This is a genomic window from Sediminibacterium sp. (assembly GCF_019264485.1).
In the GTDB taxonomy this organism is placed as follows: domain Bacteria; phylum Bacteroidota; class Bacteroidia; order Chitinophagales; family Chitinophagaceae; genus Sediminibacterium.
In genome coordinates this window covers 1-21591 of the sequence record NZ_JAHVAA010000012.1, presented here as the reverse complement: position 1 = coordinate 21591, position 21591 = coordinate 1, and the positions used below count along the sequence as shown (strand labels likewise).

General features: G+C 41.2%; 17 protein-coding genes and 1 tRNA gene. 9 read left to right on the top strand and 9 right to left on the bottom strand.

The window, feature by feature from the left end; translation table 11 throughout:
• Positions 1-67 precede the first annotated feature (67 nt).
• From yajC to KXJ59_RS09660, 5 genes are all read right to left on the bottom strand, one after another.
• Complete coding sequence (yajC, locus tag KXJ59_RS09680) at positions 68-403, bottom strand: preprotein translocase subunit YajC (RefSeq protein WP_295203876.1); 336 nt, start codon at positions 401-403, stop codon at positions 68-70.
• 25 nt (positions 404-428) lie between these two features.
• Positions 429-869 (bottom strand): DUF1573 domain-containing protein, encoded by a 441-nt coding sequence (locus KXJ59_RS09675; protein ID WP_295203875.1) that lies wholly within the window; start codon positions 867-869, stop codon positions 429-431.
• A 54-nt stretch (positions 870-923) separates the two neighbouring features.
• On the bottom strand, positions 924-1847 hold the full coding sequence (nusB, locus tag KXJ59_RS09670) for a transcription antitermination factor NusB (protein ID WP_295203873.1): 924 nt from the start codon (positions 1845-1847) through the stop codon (positions 924-926).
• 124 nt (positions 1848-1971) lie between these two features.
• Positions 1972-2439 (bottom strand): group 1 truncated hemoglobin, encoded by a 468-nt coding sequence (locus KXJ59_RS09665; protein WP_295203871.1) that lies wholly within the window; start codon positions 2437-2439, stop codon positions 1972-1974.
• Positions 2440-2475: 36 nt separating this feature from the next.
• Complete coding sequence (locus KXJ59_RS09660; RefSeq protein ID WP_295203868.1) at positions 2476-2895, bottom strand: hypothetical protein; 420 nt, start codon at positions 2893-2895, stop codon at positions 2476-2478.
• 264 nt (positions 2896-3159) lie between these two features.
• On the opposite strand from KXJ59_RS09660, the gene KXJ59_RS09655 reads away from it, so the two are divergent.
• Entirely contained in the window at positions 3160-3441 is a 282-nt protein-coding gene (locus KXJ59_RS09655; protein ID WP_295203866.1) for a co-chaperone GroES, read from the top strand.
• A gap of 139 nt (positions 3442-3580) precedes the next feature.
• Positions 3581-5215 (top strand): chaperonin GroEL, encoded by a 1635-nt coding sequence (gene groL / locus KXJ59_RS09650; RefSeq protein ID WP_295203863.1) that lies wholly within the window; start codon positions 3581-3583, stop codon positions 5213-5215.
• A gap of 121 nt (positions 5216-5336) precedes the next feature.
• On the opposite strand, the gene KXJ59_RS09645 is transcribed toward groL, so the two are convergent.
• Both KXJ59_RS09645 and KXJ59_RS09640 read right to left on the bottom strand, forming a co-directional pair.
• On the bottom strand, positions 5337-6032 hold the full coding sequence (locus KXJ59_RS09645; protein WP_295203861.1) for a lysoplasmalogenase: 696 nt from the start codon (positions 6030-6032) through the stop codon (positions 5337-5339).
• Between the two features lie 138 nt (positions 6033-6170).
• Entirely contained in the window at positions 6171-7052 is an 882-nt protein-coding gene (locus tag KXJ59_RS09640; protein WP_295203858.1) for an SDR family oxidoreductase, read from the bottom strand.
• Between the two features lie 79 nt (positions 7053-7131).
• On the opposite strand from KXJ59_RS09640, the gene pfkA reads away from it, so the two are divergent.
• The 4 genes from pfkA (at position 7132) to KXJ59_RS09620 (ending at position 12587) form a co-directional block, all read left to right on the top strand.
• Entirely contained in the window at positions 7132-8181 is a 1050-nt protein-coding gene (gene pfkA / locus KXJ59_RS09635) for a 6-phosphofructokinase (protein ID WP_295203856.1), read from the top strand.
• Positions 8182-8238: 57 nt separating this feature from the next.
• The gene (gene pyk / locus KXJ59_RS09630) at positions 8239-9729 is read left to right on the top strand and encodes a pyruvate kinase (protein WP_295203854.1); all 1491 of its coding nucleotides are present in this window, start codon (positions 8239-8241) and stop codon (positions 9727-9729) included.
• A gap of 238 nt (positions 9730-9967) precedes the next feature.
• Positions 9968-11875 carry a glucosamine-6-phosphate deaminase gene (gene nagB / locus KXJ59_RS09625; protein ID WP_295203851.1) on the top strand — a complete coding sequence of 636 codons (1908 nt, stop codon included), beginning with the start codon at positions 9968-9970 and terminating at the stop codon, positions 11873-11875.
• A 64-nt stretch (positions 11876-11939) separates the two neighbouring features.
• Complete coding sequence (locus KXJ59_RS09620) at positions 11940-12587, top strand: phosphatase PAP2-related protein (RefSeq protein WP_295203849.1); 648 nt, start codon at positions 11940-11942, stop codon at positions 12585-12587.
• Here the strand turns inward: KXJ59_RS09620 and KXJ59_RS09615 are convergent.
• The gene (locus tag KXJ59_RS09615; protein WP_295203847.1) at positions 12584-13726 is read right to left on the bottom strand and encodes a BamA/TamA family outer membrane protein; all 1143 of its coding nucleotides are present in this window, start codon (positions 13724-13726) and stop codon (positions 12584-12586) included. The genes KXJ59_RS09620 and KXJ59_RS09615 overlap by 4 nt on opposite strands.
• 97 nt (positions 13727-13823) lie before the next feature.
• Between KXJ59_RS09615 and KXJ59_RS09610 the strand changes: the two genes are divergently transcribed.
• The 3 genes from KXJ59_RS09610 to KXJ59_RS09600 all read left to right on the top strand — a co-directional run bounded on the left by KXJ59_RS09610 (position 13824) and on the right by KXJ59_RS09600 (position 15653).
• Positions 13824-14636, top strand: a complete 813-nt coding sequence (locus KXJ59_RS09610) for a phytanoyl-CoA dioxygenase family protein (RefSeq protein ID WP_295203845.1) — start codon at positions 13824-13826, stop codon at positions 14634-14636.
• A gap of 72 nt (positions 14637-14708) precedes the next feature.
• Complete coding sequence (locus KXJ59_RS09605; RefSeq protein ID WP_295203843.1) at positions 14709-15488, top strand: SDR family oxidoreductase; 780 nt, start codon at positions 14709-14711, stop codon at positions 15486-15488.
• Positions 15489-15579: 91 nt separating this feature from the next.
• A tRNA-Arg gene (locus tag KXJ59_RS09600) sits at positions 15580-15653 on the top strand.
• A gap of 162 nt (positions 15654-15815) precedes the next feature.
• Here KXJ59_RS09600 and KXJ59_RS09595 read toward each other — a convergent pair.
• Positions 15816-21542 (bottom strand): HYR domain-containing protein, encoded by a 5727-nt coding sequence (locus KXJ59_RS09595; protein ID WP_295203840.1) that lies wholly within the window; start codon positions 21540-21542, stop codon positions 15816-15818.
• Positions 21543-21591 lie beyond the last annotated feature (49 nt).

The following is a 21591-nucleotide window of genomic DNA, read 5'->3' as shown; positions in this document are numbered from 1 at the left end:
AAAGATAAAACAAGAAGGTTCGGAAACCGAGTTCCCGAACCTTTATTTTCATCCAGAAAATGGTTGATTATTTTTTATCAGCTGCCTTATTAAGGGCCGCGCTCCACTCCATGCTCACTGAAGATTTTTCAATCTTGAGGTAGCTACCCGGACTTACTTCCAGTTGGATGGTATTGTCTTCGTTGATTTTATTGATTACTCCGTGAATACCGGCGATCGTAACTATTTTGTCGCCTTTCTGCATATTCTCCACGAATTTTTTCTGCTCTTTGGCTTTTTTAGCCTGTGGGCGAATCATGAACAACCAAAATACGAGGATGATGGCACCCATCATTACCAACTGAACCATTCCTCCACCTTGTTGTCCACCCGCTGCAAGCAATACTGAATTAAGATAAAACATTGTTATTTGTTTAAATGATAAATGACTAATTAACTTTTACTTCTTTAACATGGCCGGTAAAGATAAGGCTGTGTTCACTTCCATTGCGTGTATTTGTGTGAACTACTACTGTTTTTCTTGTATCGCCCGCCGCTGACCTGTTGGTATCGAAAGCTGCTGTTACCTCCCCTTCTGCACCCGGCGCCACCGCTTCTTTGGTATAACTGGGCACCGTACAACCACAACCCGCTCTCACATTGGTAATAAACAAAGGCTTATTACCCGTATTCTTAAGCCTGAATTTCAACTGTATTTTTTCCCCCTGGGTAATGGTTCCAAAGTCAACCAGAGAATCCAGCCACTGAATAGTTGTATAATTAGCCGTATCTGCCAGATGAGAATCCGCAGCCGGCGCCGTCTTATCGGGCCCCGCACAAGCCATGATCCAGCAACTGATAATAGATACAATAACAACTATTCTTTTCATAAATAAAAAATCTTGTCTCTTGCTTCCTGTTCCTTGTTTCTTATTCCTGACTTCTTATTTCTTATACCCGATTTTCTGAATCTTCCCCGCTTCCGTCAATTCCTTATGAATATTATCCAGAATACCATTCACAAACTGACCACTCTGCTGTGTACTGTATTCTTTAGCCAGGTCAATATATTCGTTGATCGTTACTTTGGTTGGAATGGTTTCAAAATACAGCAATTCACACACACCCATTCGCATAAGGATCATATCCAATTGTGCAATCCTTTCCGCATCCCAGTTCTTCAGCTTTGGTTTGATTAATTCTGTTGCCTGTTCCTTTTTTTCAATACTGGTAACCAGTAATGATTTGGCGAACTGCCATTTCTCCTGGCTCACCATTTCCTGCAGGTTATAACTGTTTGGTTTTTGAATATAATTAAGCATTAACTGCTCCATCATTTCAGCGTCATCATCCCAGTTATTGTAATGCTCCTCTATATGACTGATGAATGAATCGTTGGGTAGCATCAGGTGCGTGAAAATGAGTTTGATGATTTCTTTTTCCTTTACCTTATCTCTCCCTTCTACAACAATATATTCCTGGTATTGCGGCATTGCCGTTAGCTCATTGTAAATTTTCTGAACCAGGGCAGTATCCAGTGTCTTTTCGGGTAGAAAAGTTTCCTGTGCTTTTTTAAAAGTGGCACTTTCAAGGATGATCCACAGGAGTTCGTTACCGGCAATCTTGGTATTTACATTCAGATCGGCACTGGAAGGCAGGTTACGGGATGCACGTTTAACGGCATTGGTTTCCGCATAACGAGCCACTTCTGTCATAAAATACAGAAGGTAAACAAACAGGGATGTTGTTTGATCGAATTGTTTTTTAAGCTCAATTTCCGGTCGCTGACGGGTCACACTGGTATCTGCAGCCTCTATCATATAAAGTAACTGCATCACTTTCACACGAATATTTCTTCTACTGATCATCTGGTAAGAACTTGTTTGGAAGCGGCAAAGGTATTGTTTTCAACTACCCCATCAAAATGAAAAAACCCGTCCGGGAACGGACAGGTTTAACCTTGATACAACCTATGAATAACCCACTCTTGGATTAAGGTTCAACAATATCACCCTTCAACGGAACCAATGCTCCGCCAATGGTGTTCACATCTGCATCGCTCACATTGTTCTTTTTAAGTGCCGCTACCAGGTCGTTCACCAGTGCATTAAAATGAACATCTTTAATCCCCAAACCCACATGGGCCGCTTTCATCGACAGACCCGTGTATTTTTCAGGACCGCCCACTGCCTGTCCAATCTGGTTTACCAGGTGCATTTTCAGGTCGTCTACACGCTCCTGCGATTTAGCGGTATTCGCAAAAAAACCATTGATTACATTATCGGCCACTACAATTCCGATAAAATCATCCACTACTTTCTTGATACCGGCATTACTTCCCAGTCTCTTGTACAGGTCGCTTCCTGTATTAACTGGTGCTGCATCGTCTTTTTTACATGCCGTAAACAGCATTGCGGCAGAAAGTGCTACAGCCGACATACGTAACAGACTCTTTTTCATTGTTTATTGATTTTTGGTTAGTGATGAAATGATGAATTATTTACGAACATTCAGCGCATAGGTAATTTTCCTGAACGCATTCAGGTTTACCGGGCATTCAGCTTTCGCACTCAATGGCTCCCTTTCTACAATAGAAGCATTGAATTTTTGAGCTGAAGCCAGTATTGTTGAACGGTCGGTTTCACGGGGATCTATAGTTACACAGAGGGTCTGGCTTTTAAGGCTCACTATATTGGAATAAACCCCTTTTTGCGAAAGGAAATAGTTATCGATGGCCGCAGAATCCTTGTTTGTAAAAGAGTCAGGAAAACTCATTACCACAATCTGGGTAGGGTTTTCCATATAAACACGCTCCCCGAGGCTGGGTTTGTTCCAGTTGGCGTAGATAAAAAGGCTGGCAAACAGTACCAAAACAAGGATCAATATTCCTTTTGCAATGCGTTTGATCAGTTTCATTTTATGACGTTTTGATGACATATACGGCGAATGGAAAGCTTTGGATTGAACCCGGGCCGAGATTTTTGGAAAAGACCGGAAATGAAAAATTGACACCGGAACCGTAAACTTCCTGCATCTTTGCCGCCCGTTCTGACAGTGTAGGGAAGGATTTTGACCAAAACAGGTAAGAAAACTGAAATTTTGACCTGTTAACCACCGATGGCACAATTCTCGCTGACTGCCTAACAGATTTTAAACCTTATAAATTAAAACCAATAACGTATGGCTAAGAAACTCAACGTTACTCCTCTGCACGACAGAGTAATTGTTAAGCCGGCCGCTGCTGAAGAAAAAACTGCCGGCGGAATTATCATCCCAGACACTGCAAAAGAAAAACCACAACGTGGAACCATCCTGGCTGCCGGTACCGGTAAAAAAGATGAGCCCATGACCGTAAAAGTGGGCGATACGGTATTGTATGGCAAATATGCCGGTACAGAAATCCAGATCGAAGGACAAGACCTCCTGATCATGCGCGAAAGCGATCTGCTGGCAATAGTATAATTTGAAAATGTGGCAATTTGAAAATTTGAAAATGACAACATTTCACTTTCAAATTTTCAAATAAATACAAACCCCACCATTTTCAAATTTTCTCCGAAGGAGCCCTTCGGCAAATTTTCAAATTTTCAAATTAAACAAAATGGCAAAACAAATATTCTTCGATATCGAAGCAAGAAATAAAATGAAAAAGGGTGTTGATACCCTTGCTAATGCAGTGAAAGTTACACTGGGTCCAAAAGGACGTAATGTAGTGATCGAGAAAAAATTCGGTGCTCCTGCTGTTACCAAAGATGGTGTTACCGTAGCTAAAGAAATTGAACTGGAAGACGCTATTGAGAACATGGGTGCTCAAATGGTGAAAGAAGTAGCTTCTAAAACTGCAGATATTGCAGGTGATGGTACTACTACCGCAACCGTTCTGGCTCAGGCTATCATCAGCGAAGGTTTGAAAAATGTTGCAGCAGGTGCCAACCCCATGGACCTGAAACGTGGTATCGACAAAGCCGTTGCTAAAGTAATCGAAAACCTGAAAGCACAATCTCAGGCCGTTGGTAACGATTCTAAAAAAATTGAGCAGGTGGCTACCATTTCAGCCAACAGCGATAGTGAAATTGGTAAACTCATTGCTACTGCTATGGGTAAAGTAGGTAAAGAAGGTGTTATTACTGTTGAAGAAGCAAAAGGTACCGATACCACTGTTGATGTGGTAGAAGGTATGCAATTCGATCGTGGATATATCTCTCCCTACTTTGTAACCAACAGCGAGAAAATGGAAGCTGAATTACAGAATCCATATATCCTGATCTACGACAAAAAAATCAGTGCTATGAAAGACATTCTCCATATCCTGGAGAAAGTAGCACAGAGTGGTCGTCCATTGGTTATCATTGCTGAAGACCTTGAAGGTGAAGCACTGGCTACACTGGTGGTAAACAAGTTACGTGGTACACTGAAAGTAGCTGCTGTAAAAGCACCTGGCTTCGGCGACCGCAGAAAAGAAATGCTCACAGATATCGCCATCCTTACTGCAGGTACTGTAGTAAGTGAAGAGCAGGGCTTTAAACTGGAGAATGCCGATCTTTCTTATTTAGGTCAGGCTGCATCTGTAACCATCGACAAAGACAATACCATTGTTGTTGGAGGTAAAGGTAAAAAAGCTGATATCGTTGCCCGTGTAAACCAGATCAAAGCACAGATTGAAAATACTACTTCTGATTACGATCGCGAGAAACTCCAGGAGCGTCTGGCTAAATTAAGCGGTGGTGTAGCTGTATTGTATGTAGGTGCAGCAACTGAAGTTGAGATGAAAGAGAAGAAAGACCGTGTAGACGATGCACTGCATGCTACCCGTGCTGCTGTTGAAGAAGGTATTGTACCTGGTGGTGGTGTAGCTTATATCCGCGCTGTTGAATCTTTAGAGAAACTGAAAGGTGCCAATGAAGATGAAGCAACCGGTATACAGATCGTGAAAAGAGCCATTGAAGAGCCGCTGCGTCAAATCGTTATCAATAGCGGCATTGAAGGTTCTATTGTGGTACAGAAAATCAAAGAAGGCAAAGGCGACTTTGGTTTCAATGCCCGTACCGAAGTATATGAGAACCTGTTCAAAGCCGGTGTAATTGATCCAACCAAAGTAAGCCGTGTTGCATTAGAGAACGCTGCTTCTATTGCTGCTATGTTACTCACTACAGAGTGTGTAATTGCAGACAAACCAAAACCAGAAGCACCACATAGTCATGCAGGTGCACCTGATATGGGTGGTATGGGTTACTAAAATAAAACGAATCGGCCTTAAGCTGATTTACATAATAAAAATCCCCGTTCATATTTGAATGGGGATTTTTATTTGATCAAACATTATCAGATCTGGTGCATTTACAACTATTAGGTAAGTACTATACCAAAGACCCTTGAATTACATCCAACTTATCCGTTTTTTCAAAGCCTTTTGTCAAAAAGAATTGAGCAAATCCATAAGTCAACATTACAGCTATTTCCAAACCCTTTTCATGAAAACGAAACAGGTTCAGTGCAAGAATAGCATCACTGATAACAAATAAAACAGCACCGGGTATAAAATATTTAACTGCTATGGATTTTAATGGCTTATGCGTAAACGTATGAATGGCCAGTGAAGCCATCAGGCTGATAAAGAGCATATAAAATAAAACAGGTACCTGGTAACTACCAAGATAACCATCAAGAAAATAGTAAACAGCAGAACTAAATAGTAGCATCAGTATTAGCGACATAACAAAGACCTGTTTCGTTTCTTTTTTAACCGGATGCAGTTGCAGAAAAAAATAGCTGTAATTCAGGTGAGCTAATACAAAAGCAATCATACCGGAAAGAAAAAAACTGGCACCCTCTCCTATCAGTAAAGCATCGCCAAGAAATGAAAAGAACAAACCATATACCGGTCTTATTCTCCAGTTGAACACTTTCTGCTGACTTAACAAATAGGTTATCAGCACCGGCACCAGCAATAATTTGGTAACAGAACGCCATATATCAAGCGCTGCATAGATGCAAATACAGTGTACAAAAAGTATGATAAGAAAACCCGGCAGTAGAATTTGTTTAATCTTCATAAGCTTATTTGATCTAAAATTAAAACAATCTATTTGTAACAACTCTGCGAAAACTCCGCGTTCTCTCGTTCTCTGCGGTGCGTATTCGAGTAGATTCACCACAGAGAACGAGAGATAGCAGCGTTTTCGCAGAGAAAATTATAGTAAACTTAAACGAACTGCTTCTTCAAAACCATGAGGAGCATAATCAAGTTCGGCCATTGCTTTATCAATTCTGAGGCCTGATTTTTTTGCTCTTTGCACAGGCTCCGGAAATTCTGCTGATGTAACGGGAATGATGAGTTTAGCATCGAGACCAACAAGTTTCGCAACAGTAACAGCCATCTCATAAGGTGAGAGAATATTTTTTCCTGCCAGATGATAGACACCTTCTTTTTTAAACATCAATATCTGTTCAATTCCATTACAAAGATCATACACATAAGTAGGTGTTCGTTGCTGATCGGTTACTACTTTAATGGATTCACCCGCAGTCAGTTTATTTTTCACCCAGTGAATAAAACTTGGGCGCTGACCTTCCCAAACAGGTCCATAAATAAATACTGGTCTTACAATGGTGTTAACCACCCCTGCTTCCTGCACCAGTTTTTCTGCCATCAGTTTACTTTCACCATAAAAATTCAATGGCTCTGGTTCATCATATTCGCTATGTGGTCCGTTTTCACCAAAAATAAAATCGGTCGATAAGTGAATAAAATGTACCGGAAAATAACGGCTGGCTTCCAGCAAATACCTGGTTACTTCTACATTGTTTTGTAAACAGGCATCACGGTTTCGATCACATTCATCCGGTTTACTCATGGCAGCTGTATGGATCACCACATCCGGCGCTACCGAGTCAAACACACGCAAAACAGAACGAACACTTGTTAGTTCAACATTATGATAAGTAAGCTGATTATGAACAGCAATCCTTTGCGGGCCACGTCCAAGTGCATGTACTTCAAATCCTTTATTGGCAAGTGTTATACATAAATGCTGGCCTGTAAAGCCGTTAGCACCTGTTACGATAATTTTCATGCAGCAAGTTTACTAAAATGTAATCAGATGACACTATTGGCAATTGAACCCAATTGCTTATTTTTGAAACTCCGTGTAGTTGATACACATACTGTTATACCTAAATACCTATTGCATAAAGAAAGAAGAACTGCCAAAAGAAATGTCTGAAAAAAAAGTAACTAAAATAGGCGTACTCACATCCGGTGGAGATTCTCCGGGTATGAATGCCGCCGTAAGAGCTGTTGTAAGAACGGGAATTTATCATGGTTTGGAAGTATATGGTATCATGCGTGGATATAGCGGCATGATAGAGGACGATATTTTCAGAATGGACTCACGTTCTGTTGCCAATATTATTCAAAGGGGTGGAACCATCCTTAAAACAGCCCGGAGCAAAGAATTTTTCGAACCCGAAGGCCGGGCCAAAGCTTACCAAAACCTTAGTAAAAGAGGTATTGATGGACTGGTTATCATTGGTGGTGATGGCAGCTTCAGGGGTGCCCAGAAATTCAGTAATGAATTCGATATACCCTGTATCGGCTTACCAGGTACCATCGATAAAGACATTGCAGGAAGCGATTTCACCATTGGTTTTGATACCGCTGTGAATACTGCGGTAGAAGCCATTGATAAAATTCGTGATACTGCCGATGCGCATGATCGTTTATTTATTGTAGAGGTAATGGGCCGCGATGCAGGTTATATTGCTTTGCACAGTGGTATCGCTACCGGTGCAGAAAATATACTGATACCGGAAACCAAAACCGATATAGAAGAACTCATCGCTTCTCTTACTGAAAAAGAAAAAAGAAGAAAACTCGTAAACCTGATCGTTGTGGCAGAAGGTGATGAATTCGGCGGTGGTAATGAAATAGCTGCCATCATCAAAAAAAGATTACCCAATGCCGATACCAGGGTTTGTATACTTGGCCATATTCAAAGAGGCGGCTCTCCTACCTGTCTTGACCGTTTAATCGCCAGCAGAATGGGTTATCATGCTGTTGAATGCCTGTTAACCGGCCGTTATAACGTTATGGTGGGTATACTGAATAATAAAATGAATTATATACCACTCAATAATGCCATCAAGGCCAAACAGAAAATTTCAGAAGACTGGTTCAAAATCGTCAAAATATTAGCAAGTTGATATGTGTAAACACACATTCAGCTACCGGATCATAAACCAATAAACATACCCTTCACAATGTCAAAGAACTTAGACAAGTACCTTCACAAGAACATGGACAAGCAAGCGGGCCTGGAACATGTGAATCATAAAACCAAAATTGTTGCTACAGTAGGTCCAGCCTGCGACAGCTATGAGCAATTATTGGCATTGGTGAAAGCCGGTGTAAATGTATTCAGGCTCAATTTTTCTCATGGAAGCCATGAAGACAAGCAACGTATTATTGAGCATATCCGCAATATCAATAAAACACAGCCTTATAATATTTCCATCCTCGGCGACCTGCAAGGACCTAAACTGAGGGTAGGTGAAATTGAGAACAATGCACTTGATGTAAAAGTGGGTGATATCCTCACATTTACCAATGAAAAATGTATTGGAACCCTTGAAAAAATTTATGTTTCCTATCCCAATCTTGCGGGCGATGTTACCATTGGAAACATCATCATGATTGATGATGGTAAGATAGAAGTAAAAGTAGTGAGCATTGAAAAGAATGGTGATGTAAAAGTAGTAGTAACACTGGGTGGTATATTATCATCAAAGAAAGGCATCAACTTACCTGATACCAAAATATCCTTACCCGCATTAACCGAAAAAGACCTGATTGATCTTGAATTTATTATCGAGCAACAGCTCGATTGGGTAGCATTAAGTTTTGTGCGTAGTGTAAAAGATATTGTGATACTCAGAAGCAAACTCACAGAAAAGAAAAGCAAGACCAAAATCATTGCAAAAATCGAAAAACCTGAGGCACTGGTTAATATTCGTGACATCATCATTGAAAGTGATGCGATCATGGTAGCACGTGGCGACCTGGGCGTTGAATTACCGGTTGAACAGATACCACTGATTCAGAAAGAACTCATCCGTAAATGTATCCACCGCGCCAAGCCCGTTATTGTGGCAACGCAGATGATGGAAAGCATGATCGACAGGGTTAAACCAAACAGAAGCGAAATTACGGATGTAGCCAATGCTGTATTGGAAGGCGCCGATGCTGTAATGCTGAGTGGTGAAACCGCTGCAGGCAACCATCCGGCTTTGGTAGTGGAAACCATGCGTAAAATAATCCTCGAAGTAGAGAAAAAAGAATATCGTTACAACCGTTCCGAAGACCTGAAACCACAACCACACTCTCCATCTTTTCATAGCGATGCCATCTGTTATAATGCCTGTAAAATATCGGAAGATGTATCGGCACAGGCGCTTGTTGGAATGACACAAAGTGGTTATACGGCATTTATGCTCAGTAGTTACCGCCCTTCTTCCCCACTCTATATTTTTACCAAAGAAAAATCGCTGGTAAACCAGTTAAGCCTGAGTTGGGGTGTGCGTGCCTTTCATTATGCAGAAGAAGATAGTCTCGATGATATCATTTTCGACCAGATTAATATTCTGAAAGAAAGAGGCTTTCTTCAGCCTGGCGATGTAGTAGTAAATACAGGGTCAACTCCGGTTGATCAGCATTTACCTACCAATATTATCAAGCTGACCAAAGTAGTATAGTTTAAAACATAATTTACCTTGTTGAAAAGATTCCCGCTTGGGAATCTTTTTTTATATTGTTTATTGATTCAACTGTTTCGTTTACAGGTGGATCAGCACCAAATTGTTCACTTGAAATACATGCGGAATATTGCAATATTCACTGATAAAATAGCTCATAATAGTTATTTTAAGGTTATATACTGCAGGTTTTTGCGTTTTTTGAAATAATCGCTGTATTTTCGTAAAACCTAAATCAATGTCAAATATGGTCGATTCTTTTGAGAAGATTCCGGTTAAAATTTATCCTAGTTCAAAGGATGGATCAAAATATGTGGCACAGGAAATTGCTGCATTAATCCGTGAAAAACAACAAAGGGGCGAACAATGCATATTGGGTCTGGCTACCGGCTCTACACCTATTAGTATGTATGCCGAACTGGTGCGTTTACACCGGGAAGAGGGATTGAGTTTTTCGAATGTTATCAGCTTTAACCTCGACGAATATTACCCCATTGAAAAAGAGGCATTTCAGAGTTACTGGAGCTTTATGCATCGTCACCTGTTTGACCATGTAGATATTGATCCAAAAAATATCCATATCCCAAGCGGACAATGGTCAAAAGAAGACATCAAAAAACATTGTGCAGCTTATGATGAGTTAATTGAGGAGCTGGGTGGTATTGATTTGCAGGTACTCGGTATAGGTAAAAACGGACATATTGGTTTTAATGAACCCGGTTCCAGCATTCATTCAAAAACAAGGCTGGTGAATCTCGATAATACAACGAGAATTGCAAATGCCTATGAGTTTCAGAATATATCCAAAGTACCGCGTTTGGCCGTAACCATGGGTATCAGCGTTATCCTGAAAGCCAGACGTATCCTGTTAATGGGTTGGGGCATGAAAGGAAAAATCATTGCAAGATCTGTTGAAGGCGATGTAACCGAACAGGTACCTGCAAGCATCCTTCAACAGCATAACGATTGTACTTTCATCATTGATGAAGCCGCTTCTTCAGAACTCACACGCATCAAATCACCATGGCTTACCGGAGAATGCGAATGGACTCCGAAAATGATTAAACGAGCGGTGATCAACCTTGCATTGAAGCTCAATAAATCTATTTTAAGTTTAACAGAACTCGATTATAACGAGAACGGTCTTTCCGACCTGATAGTTGAAAAAGGTGAAGTATATGAAATTAATCTCCAGGTATTTTATATGCTGAGAGACAGTCTCACGGGCTGGCCGGGTGGTAAAGCCAATGCCGTAATACCGGCACACCCTGAAAGAAGTAGTCCATACCCAAAAAAATGCCTGATCTTCTCTCCTCACCCCGATGATGATATCATCAGCATGGGTGGTACATTCATGCGTTTACACGATCAGGGACATGAAGTACATGTGGCCTACCAAACCAGTGGTAATATTGCTGTTACCGATGAATTTGTAACACGCTTTATTGATTTCGCCGTGGGTTTTGAAGACATGTTTGGTATTGACAATAAAAAGAGTCAGGATATTCTTCAGGCTGCCCGTAGTTTTATCTCGGGCAAACAGAAGAACCAGCGCGATACCGGCGAAATCAGGGCCATTAAAGGACTGATCCGTCGATGCGAAGCAAAAGCTACCTGCAGGTATGTAGGCCTCACTGAAGATCGTTGTCATTTTATGAACCTGCCCTTTTATGAAACAGGTACCGTTGAAAAAAATCCGATGAGTGAGAAAGATATCGAAATCACCATGGCCCTGTTACGTAAACTGCAGCCACAGCAGATTTACTGTGCGGGTGACCTGGCCGATCCTCATGGTACACATAAAGTATGTCTGGATATTATTTTTGAAAGCCTTCGCCGCATTAAAGCTGCGGGCGACAGTTGGATCAAGGATTGCTGGGTTTGGTTGTACAAAGGCGCATGGCAGGAATGGGATATTGCTGAAATTGAAATGGCAATACCCATGAGTCCGGACCAGGTAATGAAAAAACGTTTTGGCATTTTTATCCATCAGTCACAAAAAGATATGGTACCCTTTCAGGGTAGCGACAGTCGTGAGTTCTGGCAGCGGGCAGAAGACCGGAATGCCAATACAGCCAATCTTTATGCGGCTTTGGGCATGACCAAATATGCGGCCATGGAAGCGTTTGTTCGCTGGCATTATTAATAACAGATTACCGTTGTTATAAAACCTCCGTTTCTAAATAAAACGGAGGTTTTATATTTGCCGGATGCAGGAAAAAGCGCGGAAGCAGCTAACATATCAATCAGACTGGCAGGAAGCATGGGGAAACCTTGTTTTCAGAAGAAAAATCATCACCAGTGCTGTTGTATTGATTATCCTCGTTTTTTCATTACCCTCATTTTTTCATTACATCGAAAAAAGAGAAGGCGCATACCTGCACGACCTTATTTTGCAAGCCATTCCGGCAGTGGATGTTTCCCTTCCCACCTTCCTGATCATCTGGACGATCAGCGGTCTGGTAATCGTTCGCATGATCCAGAACCCGGGTTTTGCCCTGCTTATGCTATCCTCCTTTACACTTTTATGTATAGCCAGAATGGTAAGCATTACCATGGTACCACTTGATCCACCAGATGGACTGATCAGGTTAAATGACCCGCTGACCAGTATGGTTTATGGAGGCAAGGATAAGTTTATGACCAAAGACCTGTTTTTTTCAGGCCATACCTCCAATATGTTCCTGATGTGTCTTTGTTTGACCAAAAAAACGGATAAATACCTTGCATTCATCGCCACCATTGCGGTAGGTATTCTGGTATTGGTACAACATGTACATTATACGATTGATGTACTCGCGGCCTTCTTTTTTACTTATATTATTTATCGCGTCAGCAAAAAAAGCAGCACCTATTAAAAAGCCTCTGCCAGTTGAAAATAAAGACCACTATTTTGCCCTTTGCCAATACCATAATCGATACGAAGGTTTAATTTTTCTGATGCATTCAGCGCATACCTTATACCACCCCCAAAGGAATATTTGAGTTGTTTCAGGTTCAAGCCATTAAGCTCATGGGCCACATTTCCAATGCCGGCAAAGGCAACAAGTCCTATCCTGTTAAAGAGGTATCGCCTGTATTCGCCCTGAAGGGCAAACTGTTGCAAATCGCGGAACCTGCCATGGTAATAACCACGCATTACATTATCACCTCCAAATGCAGCCTGGCTGCGCAATGGCACGGCTTTACCGATATTGCCAAATAACCAGGCCTGTGCGGCAAATACAGCATCTGTTCCTGCCGGCATATACTTTCTTATGTCAACAACAATATTTGTAAACGGAAACTGCGATCCGGTAACCGGGCTGAAATGATTAAAATAAGCCTGTGCAAAAAAACCTTTATCAGGATAAAATGCATGGTTACGGCTGTCGTAAGTAAGACTCAGCCCCAAACCCGAAACATGATAATTATTCCTGCCCACTACCTGCTGCTGATCAAATAATCCGCCGGGTTGGTAACTAATATTCCATACACGCTGGTATTCATATAAAAGCCCTGCAAATAAACGGGGGGCTATTTTTTTCATGAAATGCAGGTACACATACATCTGTTTAAAAGAATAATCTTCTTCACTGTCATCTGTGGTGTTTTTGCCGAGTCCCCAGAATTTATCCGGAAAAGAACTAAAAGAAACCTGTTCATTCAATATCCAGTTCTCATTTTTCAGGTACTGGGTACCGCGTACCGAAGTCACCAATTGTTTACGTAAGGAATAAAGTGCCCCCAACTGGACGCTGGAAGTTCGGGAACTGGTATCTTTAAGGGAAGCCCTGAAAGTATAGGATGCGGCGCCTCCAAAAGCCCAGCTTGTTTCAATGGAGCGGGTCATGGCAGGAAATACAACCAGTTTCGAAGTCTTAGAAGAAGAATCCTGGGCCATTACTGTGGAAAAACCGGGCAAAAGCAATGTAGAAAGCCATAAACGCCTGATGCAATGTGTCATATAAATGCAAAATAAGCCGTTGGTACCATTATATGTGGTAAATCTGGTCATAATTTGCTTACTTTTGCTTGTTTTGTAAGGCTGATACTTTACAATTTTGTAATAAATAATTAACATTACAGTTATATACTAAACGAACCGGATCAGAATGAAAAAATGGGACAGTCATTTTAAGCTTGGCGATACGGTAACCCCCGAGCAACTGGATTTTTTTGATAAACATGGTGTGATCGTGTTCCGCAATTTTCTTGATCAAGAAAAAGTGGCCACTTACATCAATGAACTCAAGCAACTGGAAAAACAGTGGCTGGATGAGAAGAAGGACAAGATTAATGGTATTCCCCTCAAATTCGGAAAAGACGATCAGGGCAATACCACTATTCAGCGTCTCTGTTTTAGTTCATTGTATAGCAACCCACTCCATGACCTTTTAAGTGATGAACGTCTGAAAGCATTAACAGCTTTTTTACAGCCTTATGAAGGACGTATTGCTGAGAATGAAAAAGACGGGCTGGTTATCAATAACTATATCAATACCCCAAACAGCACATTTACACAAATGGGCTGGCATACCGATAGTCCCCGCGATTTATTCATGGGACAGAAAATTATGCCCATGCTAAACGTAGGTATACACCTGGATACATGTATGTTTGAAAATGGAGGTTTGCGTGTATTACCTGGCACTCACAAACAGGGTATGTTTAAACTCTTATTCGGGAAGAAATATTTTATCGACAATAACGACGATCCGAGAGAAGTAGGATTTGATATTTTTTCAGGTGATTTATCTGTACATGATGGCCGTTTATGGCATCGTGTAAAACAGTCACCAAAATTTGGTGAAGAGAGCCGCCGAAGGGTCATGTATGTACCCATTGTTACCGGCAAATACAAACCTAAGGACGAAAACAGTAAAACACCCTTCTACCACAGGTTTACTGGAAAAGTTCATCATTAAAAGACAGAGAAAACATTATTTTTAAAAGGTCAACCTACACAGTTGACCTTTTTCATTCAAACCTATTTTCGCATGACATATGCTTTGATTACAGGTGCCAGTAAGGGAATCGGCAAAGCCATTGCAGAAGAACTGGCCTCCCGAAGGATCCATCTTTTGCTGGTGGCAAGAGATGCCGCTTTATTGCAGGAACTTTCACAAACACTACATCAGCAATACCAGATAGAAGCAAATTTTCTCGCGCTCGATCTTGCAACACCTAACGCTGTACAGGAACTGAATAATTGGATTGAAACACATCATTACCGTATACATATACTGGTGAATAATGCAGGGTATGGATTAAGTGGCCCGTTTACCGATTATACCATTGATGAACACAAAGCCATGATGCAGGTAAATATGACGGTACCGGTTGAGTTAACAGCTACGCTCCTGCCCCAGTTAAAAGCCAATCAACCTTCATATGTATTAAATATCGTTAGTTCGGCGGCTTATCAGTCTGTACCCGGATTAACCACTTATGCAGCCAGTAAATCCTTTATGCTGAGTTTTAGCCGGGGACTGAGGTATGAACTCAGGAACAAAGGGGTGTCTGTAACAGCCGTAAGTCCGGGGTCAACAGATACGGGCTTTGCCGCAAGGGCTAAAGTAGGCACAAAGGGTTTAAAAGCAGCAGAAAAAGTGAATATGACACCCAAAGCTGTAGCAGCTATTGCCGTAAAAGCAATGTTTGCAAAAAAGGCAGAAGTCATCACCGGATTTATCAATCAGTTAGGTGCCTTTCTTGTATGGCTTTTTCCTAAAAAACTGGCAGAAAAAACGGCTGCGGGTATTTATGAATTAGACTGATTTTTTAAAAAAGCGGTATAGCTTTTTGAAAATAATCTGACAAGGCTTATATTTGCACCCCGATTGAGGAATCAACCTTAATCATACAATCGGCTGCGTAGCTCAACTGAATAGAGCATCTGACTACGGATCAGAAGGTTTCAGGTTTGAATCCTGACGCGGTCACAAGGAAGAAAGGGTTAACTATAAATAGTTAACCCTTTTTTTTGTCCATGCTTAAAGCGAATCAGAAGATTTAAGATTTTACAACATAATCATATCAAAATGAAAAAGGGCTCGCCATAACTGACGAACCCTTTTCTTTCTCATTTGAGGGGTTACAAATGATTATCTTTTGATCTTGAGTAGCTGTACTACTTTTCTTCTATTACCTTGAATAAACTCTGCAAAGTAAGTTCCTGATTGGTAGTTGTGACCTACTTCAACAGTTGCGTTTGAACCTAGTTTAGCTCTGTTGTCTACTACTCTTCCAAGCGCATCTATCACTCTTAAATTAACTGGCGCATCGTACTTACTTTCCAGTTTAATTGTAAAGTAAGTGGTAGTTGGGTTTGGCATTACCGTTACTTTTAGTTCTTCATCACTGCTGATTTTCTTAGCAGATTGATTCACAACTGCATCTGAAGTAACTGATGCTGTGCTAATGGTTGATGTTAAAGTATTGACAAGTAATACTGGTGCTGAACAATTGAAGTTATTCCAGTTTACATATTTTCCTTCACTTTCAATTTCTTCAGCGATGAATAATCCTGTCATATACACTTCATCTCTGCAATCCTTACTTCCATGAGCACGGTGATCACAATCATGATGGTGATGGCCTTTATGCTTACAATCCTTAGAACTATGTGCACGATGGTCACAACGGTTTCGATCATCATCATCATCATCATCATTGTCGTCACGACCGAATTTTCCATAATACTTCTTATCATCATCATCATGGTCATGTCCATAATTTCCACCGGTCACCTTAATCTTGCCCTTAGGTATGTAGATATTGGCAGTAACACGTGTATCATCCCCCTTCACATGGAAGTTTTCACCATCCTTGCATTGGTCGCCCATAAAGAATGTAACATTGTAAGCATCTGGGTTAATAATCACATCGTTTCCGATACTCACTTTATCATTTACACGTACACTGGTAGCTTGTGCAAATCTAACGTAAGAATAGCCTCCGGATTTAGGTCCACGATCTACACGCAGCTCTTCCATATCAACAACAGCTGAAGTGAATTTAACACTGGCTCCTTCTTCCAATTTGATTCTACCGAAAATTGAACCTGTCAATGTCACATTAGCACCTTTCTTCAATGTTACATCATCATAATTACCACTCAGTGTAGTTGTCTGGTTTTGATTAACAGTAATGTCACGCAGATTTTTGGTGGAAGATGTATTATACTGCATAACAGGTAATGTAACTGTAGCGACTCCATTGATCTTAGTCGTAATTACTACACCTCTGTCTGTTTTGATTTTCGGTGCTTTTACGAAAGAGCCTGGTCCATCTACAGTGCTGTAATGTTTAAATTCAGCTTCCCCTTTACTTGTTAAGATACCGACACTTCCTGTTTCTACTTTATTGTATTTACCCAGTTTCACCTCTTTTGTTGCTAACATGGTGTAACTACTGCTTAAGTTTTGTTTCTGATAGTTATAGGTAGCTCCTACTTCACTTCTGCAGCCTTTTCCATCAGTTACAAACAGCGTATAAATACCATCAGCATCTGTTATTCCAAGACTCAGTTGCTGAGTAGATGCTTTCGGACTGTTGTTATATAACCACTGGTATCCGAATGAACCATTCAATGTTGATGTTCCTGTTAAGGTGAACTGGTTACAAAGAACATTGGGTGATTGAACATTGATGCCTGCTACCGGTAACGGATTGATTGTTACTGTGAAGCTACAAGTACTAACATTACCATGAATATCAGTTACGGTGTAAGTTACTGTAGAAGTTCCTATTGCAAAGCTTCCGCTTGCATTGGTACCACTACCATTTCTATTGGTTACACCTGTTACTGCGTAAGTAGTGCTTGCGATACCACAGTTATCTGATTGATTGAGTACCGGTATCAGATATTGTGTATTACCACCTGTATTCGCACAGAATACTTGATTAACTCCACAAGTAATAACGGGTTTTTCATTATCGGCAACTACAATGGTTTGAGTTGTTGCGGCATCATTACCATGTAAGTCAGTAACTGTCCAAGTAATGGTTGTTGTACCTACCGGGTAATCTGCGCTCAGTGCTGCATTATCACTACGTACACCTGCAACAGAAGCTACTCCACAATTATCGGCAGTTTCCGGTTGTGCGATGGTAACACTTGCACCACACTTACCTGCATCATTGTTAACGTTTACATTCGTTATACTGATGGTTGGTTTTTCATTGTCTGTAACTACAATCGTTTGAGTTGTTGATTCTGTATTACCATTCACATCTCTAACCGTCCATGTTATGGTTGTAGTACCTACAGGATAATCTGCTGTCAGCAATTGATTATCGCTACGTACACCTGCAACAGTAGCTACTCCACAATTATCAGCAGTTTCCGGTTGTGCGATGGTTATACTTGCAACACACTTACCTGCATCATTGTTAACGTTTACGTTTGTTACACTGATGGTTGGTTTTTCATTATCGACGATTACTACAGTTTGTGTTGCAGTAGTCTTATTTCCATGAATATCTGTTACTGTCCATGTTACCGTAGTAGAACCTACCGGGAATATACCTGTTGTTGGCGCATCATTTGTAACAGATGCTACACCACAATTATCTGTCGTTACAGGTATACCTAGTGTTACAGTTCCTGTACAAAGTCCAGTTGTATTGTTTCCTTGAACATTGGCCGGTGCTGTAATGGTTGGGTTTTGAGTATCCACAACTGTTACTGTAAATGAACAGCTTGAAGATCCCACTGCATTGGTAGCAGTAGCCACAACAGTTGTTGTTCCAACCGGGAAGCTTACACCGGATACTATTGGATTTCCATTGATTGTATAAGTAATCGTAGATGCCGGGATACCTGCTGTTTCTGTTGCAGCGAAATTCACATTAGCTGCACATGAACCAGCGGCTGCGTTCACGGTGATATTAGCCGGACAAGTAATCACCGGTGCCACACCAACTACCGTTACGGTAAATGAACACTGTGTTGATAATCCTGCTGCATCCGTAACACGATAAGTAATTGTTGTAGTACCAATTGGGAAGGTTGATCCACTAGCCAGACCTGCGATTCTTGTAGTTGTTGCACCACTACAATTATCTGTACCTACAGGTGTCGTATAATTTACCACTGCACCGTCTGCACTGGTAGCAGTAACATTAATATTTGCAGGACAACTAATTACAGGTGGCTGTATATCACGTACGGTGACTGTAAAGCTACAAGTGTGTTCATTACCTGATTCATCCCTCGCAACAAATGTATTGGTAGTAACACCCACTGGGAATACAGAACCTGATGGTAATCCGGCTGTTTGCGTGATGGTGATTTGACCAGCACCCAACTGAGTACCATCTACCCATTTCCAACCCAGATAGTTTTGACTGGCATTTCCGGGCTCCTGGAATCCGGGCACTGTTTTGTCCTGATATCCACCAACCCATGTATTGCCACCATAAGGTGCCAGGAATGTACTTTCTGCTAATGTATTGATGGAAGCAAGATCTCCTCCAATTGATTGAGCAGCAGCACGGGCATTAGTCCAAGTTGCTGTAGCATCTGAATAATAGTAAGTGTGTCCGCCATGTGTCCCTATCAATGTATAACCTGAGTATACATTCGAACGAATATCATTGAACTCAACAATCCATCTATTCAATGAAGAGTTTGGCAAATCATTCCAAGTTCCATTATTATATAATTGTACGTAATCTTCATTTAAGCCAAGATAGTTATTTGGCTCACTTACACTCCAGAAGTTAAATGCACCACCGGTACAATTATCTGTTGCAGTTGGATTGATGAAGTTTACGACTGCACCGCATGTATTAGCGGTATTATTCACAGTAATTGGAGCAGGGCAACTAATCACAGGAGCCGTAACATCCTTCTTATCCACCGTAATGGTACAAGTACTTTCATTACCTGCTGCGTCCGTAACTGTAAAGGCAACGACCATTGCACCTTTATCATTCACGACTGTTCCTGCTGCCGGACTTTGTGTGATCACCAAAGAACCGGTTGCTGTACAATTATCACTAACTGTCAACAAACTTCTGTAATCTGGTAAAGTTGCTTTACAGGTTGCATCCAGGTTCAATGTTTGATTAGTAGGACATGTAATGCTTGGTTTAACAGCATCAGCAATGGTTACTGTTACAGGACTTGATTGAGGTGAAAAACATGGAATACTAGTTCTGGCGACAGTATAGATACCAGAAACTGTTGCAGCATAATTGCTAGATGTTGCACCAGGAATTGCCACCCCATCTTTATACCATTGGTAACTTAGACCAAAGCCAGATGGAGCACTCAAAGTAACTGTATTACCCGGACAAACATTGGTACCCCCTACTGGTGCAGTAATGGAAGGTGTAGGCAAATTAGGAGTAGAAACATTAGTCGTAGAAATACCACCACATTCATTTTTGTAAGTGATCGTAGTTACTCCCGGACTAATTGATGTAACCAATCCTGTATTGGCATTAATGGTCGCTACACTAGGATTACTGCTGCTCCATAAACCACCAGGTATAGCATTATATAAAGTACTTGTAGATCCAAGACAGATATAAGTTGTACCGGTAATGGGTGCGGTAGGTGGACTGAAACTGGTACAAGTACCTGTATTCGTAGAACCGGATGCCGTCCAATTCGAATTGGCACCTGTTAGAGCAAAATCATTGAGTTGCCCGTCTCTTCCATTTCCACTCGCATCTACAAGTGTAGTTACCGAACTATTATTGGCATCAACAAATCCTTGGTTAAAACGATAGTATTGCTGTAAACCGATTAAACCTGATGGATTCAATTCACAATTCATGCTATTGTTGATTTCTCCTTCACATAACACTCTACTCCATATACGCACTTCATCAATAGTTATGTTACCGAAACGACCCGTATTATGTCTTACATCTTTTCCGATATGAATCACTGAGTTCGCATTGTTGACAATACCGGTTGAGATGGCAGGTCCTGTAGCTTCCAATTGTCCATCAACATAGAACTTAGTTCCAAACTCACTGGCTACACCTACATAATGATGCCATCCACCGGCTTTGATGGGTACGGTAGCACCTCTCCAGGTACCGGCATCATTTACTAAAAAGTCAATTCCACCTGTTGTATTCGGATGCATGAGCCATACATTGGTAGACATATTATCAACACCTGATGTAGCCTGTCCCATCACAGAGCCATACGGCATAATAGCATTAGGTGTATTCATCCAGAATTCAACCGTTATTTCTTTGTTGAAAGCTCTGAATGGGTTATTAATAGCAACATAATCATTCACACCATCTGTATTCAATGCAGTAGCAGGTTTTGCCTGAACAGTCACATTTACAGTTGCTGTATTGCTACAACCGGAAGCATTGGTACCGGTAACGGTATACACACCACTGGCTGCAGTAGTAGCACCTGTTATTACAGGATTCTGAACCGAACTGGTAAAACCATTCGGTCCTGTCCAGCTATACGTAGTTGCTCCGTTGGAAGATAATTGCAAATTACCCCCTGCTGTTATCGGACTGTTTGAACCAGCCGTTACTGATGGTTTTTGAATCACAGTTACTGTTCGGTCAGCTGTAGAGATACAACCCGCCGCACTAGTCACTGTAACACTGTAAGTGGTTGTAGCAGTAGGAGATACATTAATAGCTGCTGTAGTTGCACCTGTATTCCATAAATAGGTAGTACCACCTGATGCAGTAAGTACTGTTGAACCTCCCGAACAAATCGTATTGGTACCAGCAATGCTTGCAATCGGTAACGCATTCACTGTTAAGGTAGCCGTAGATACACCGCCACACTCTGTGGTATAAGTGATCGTAGTCGTACCGACACTAACGGTAGTCACCTGACCTGTAGTAATATTTATAGTTGCTACTCCCGTGTTACTACTTGTC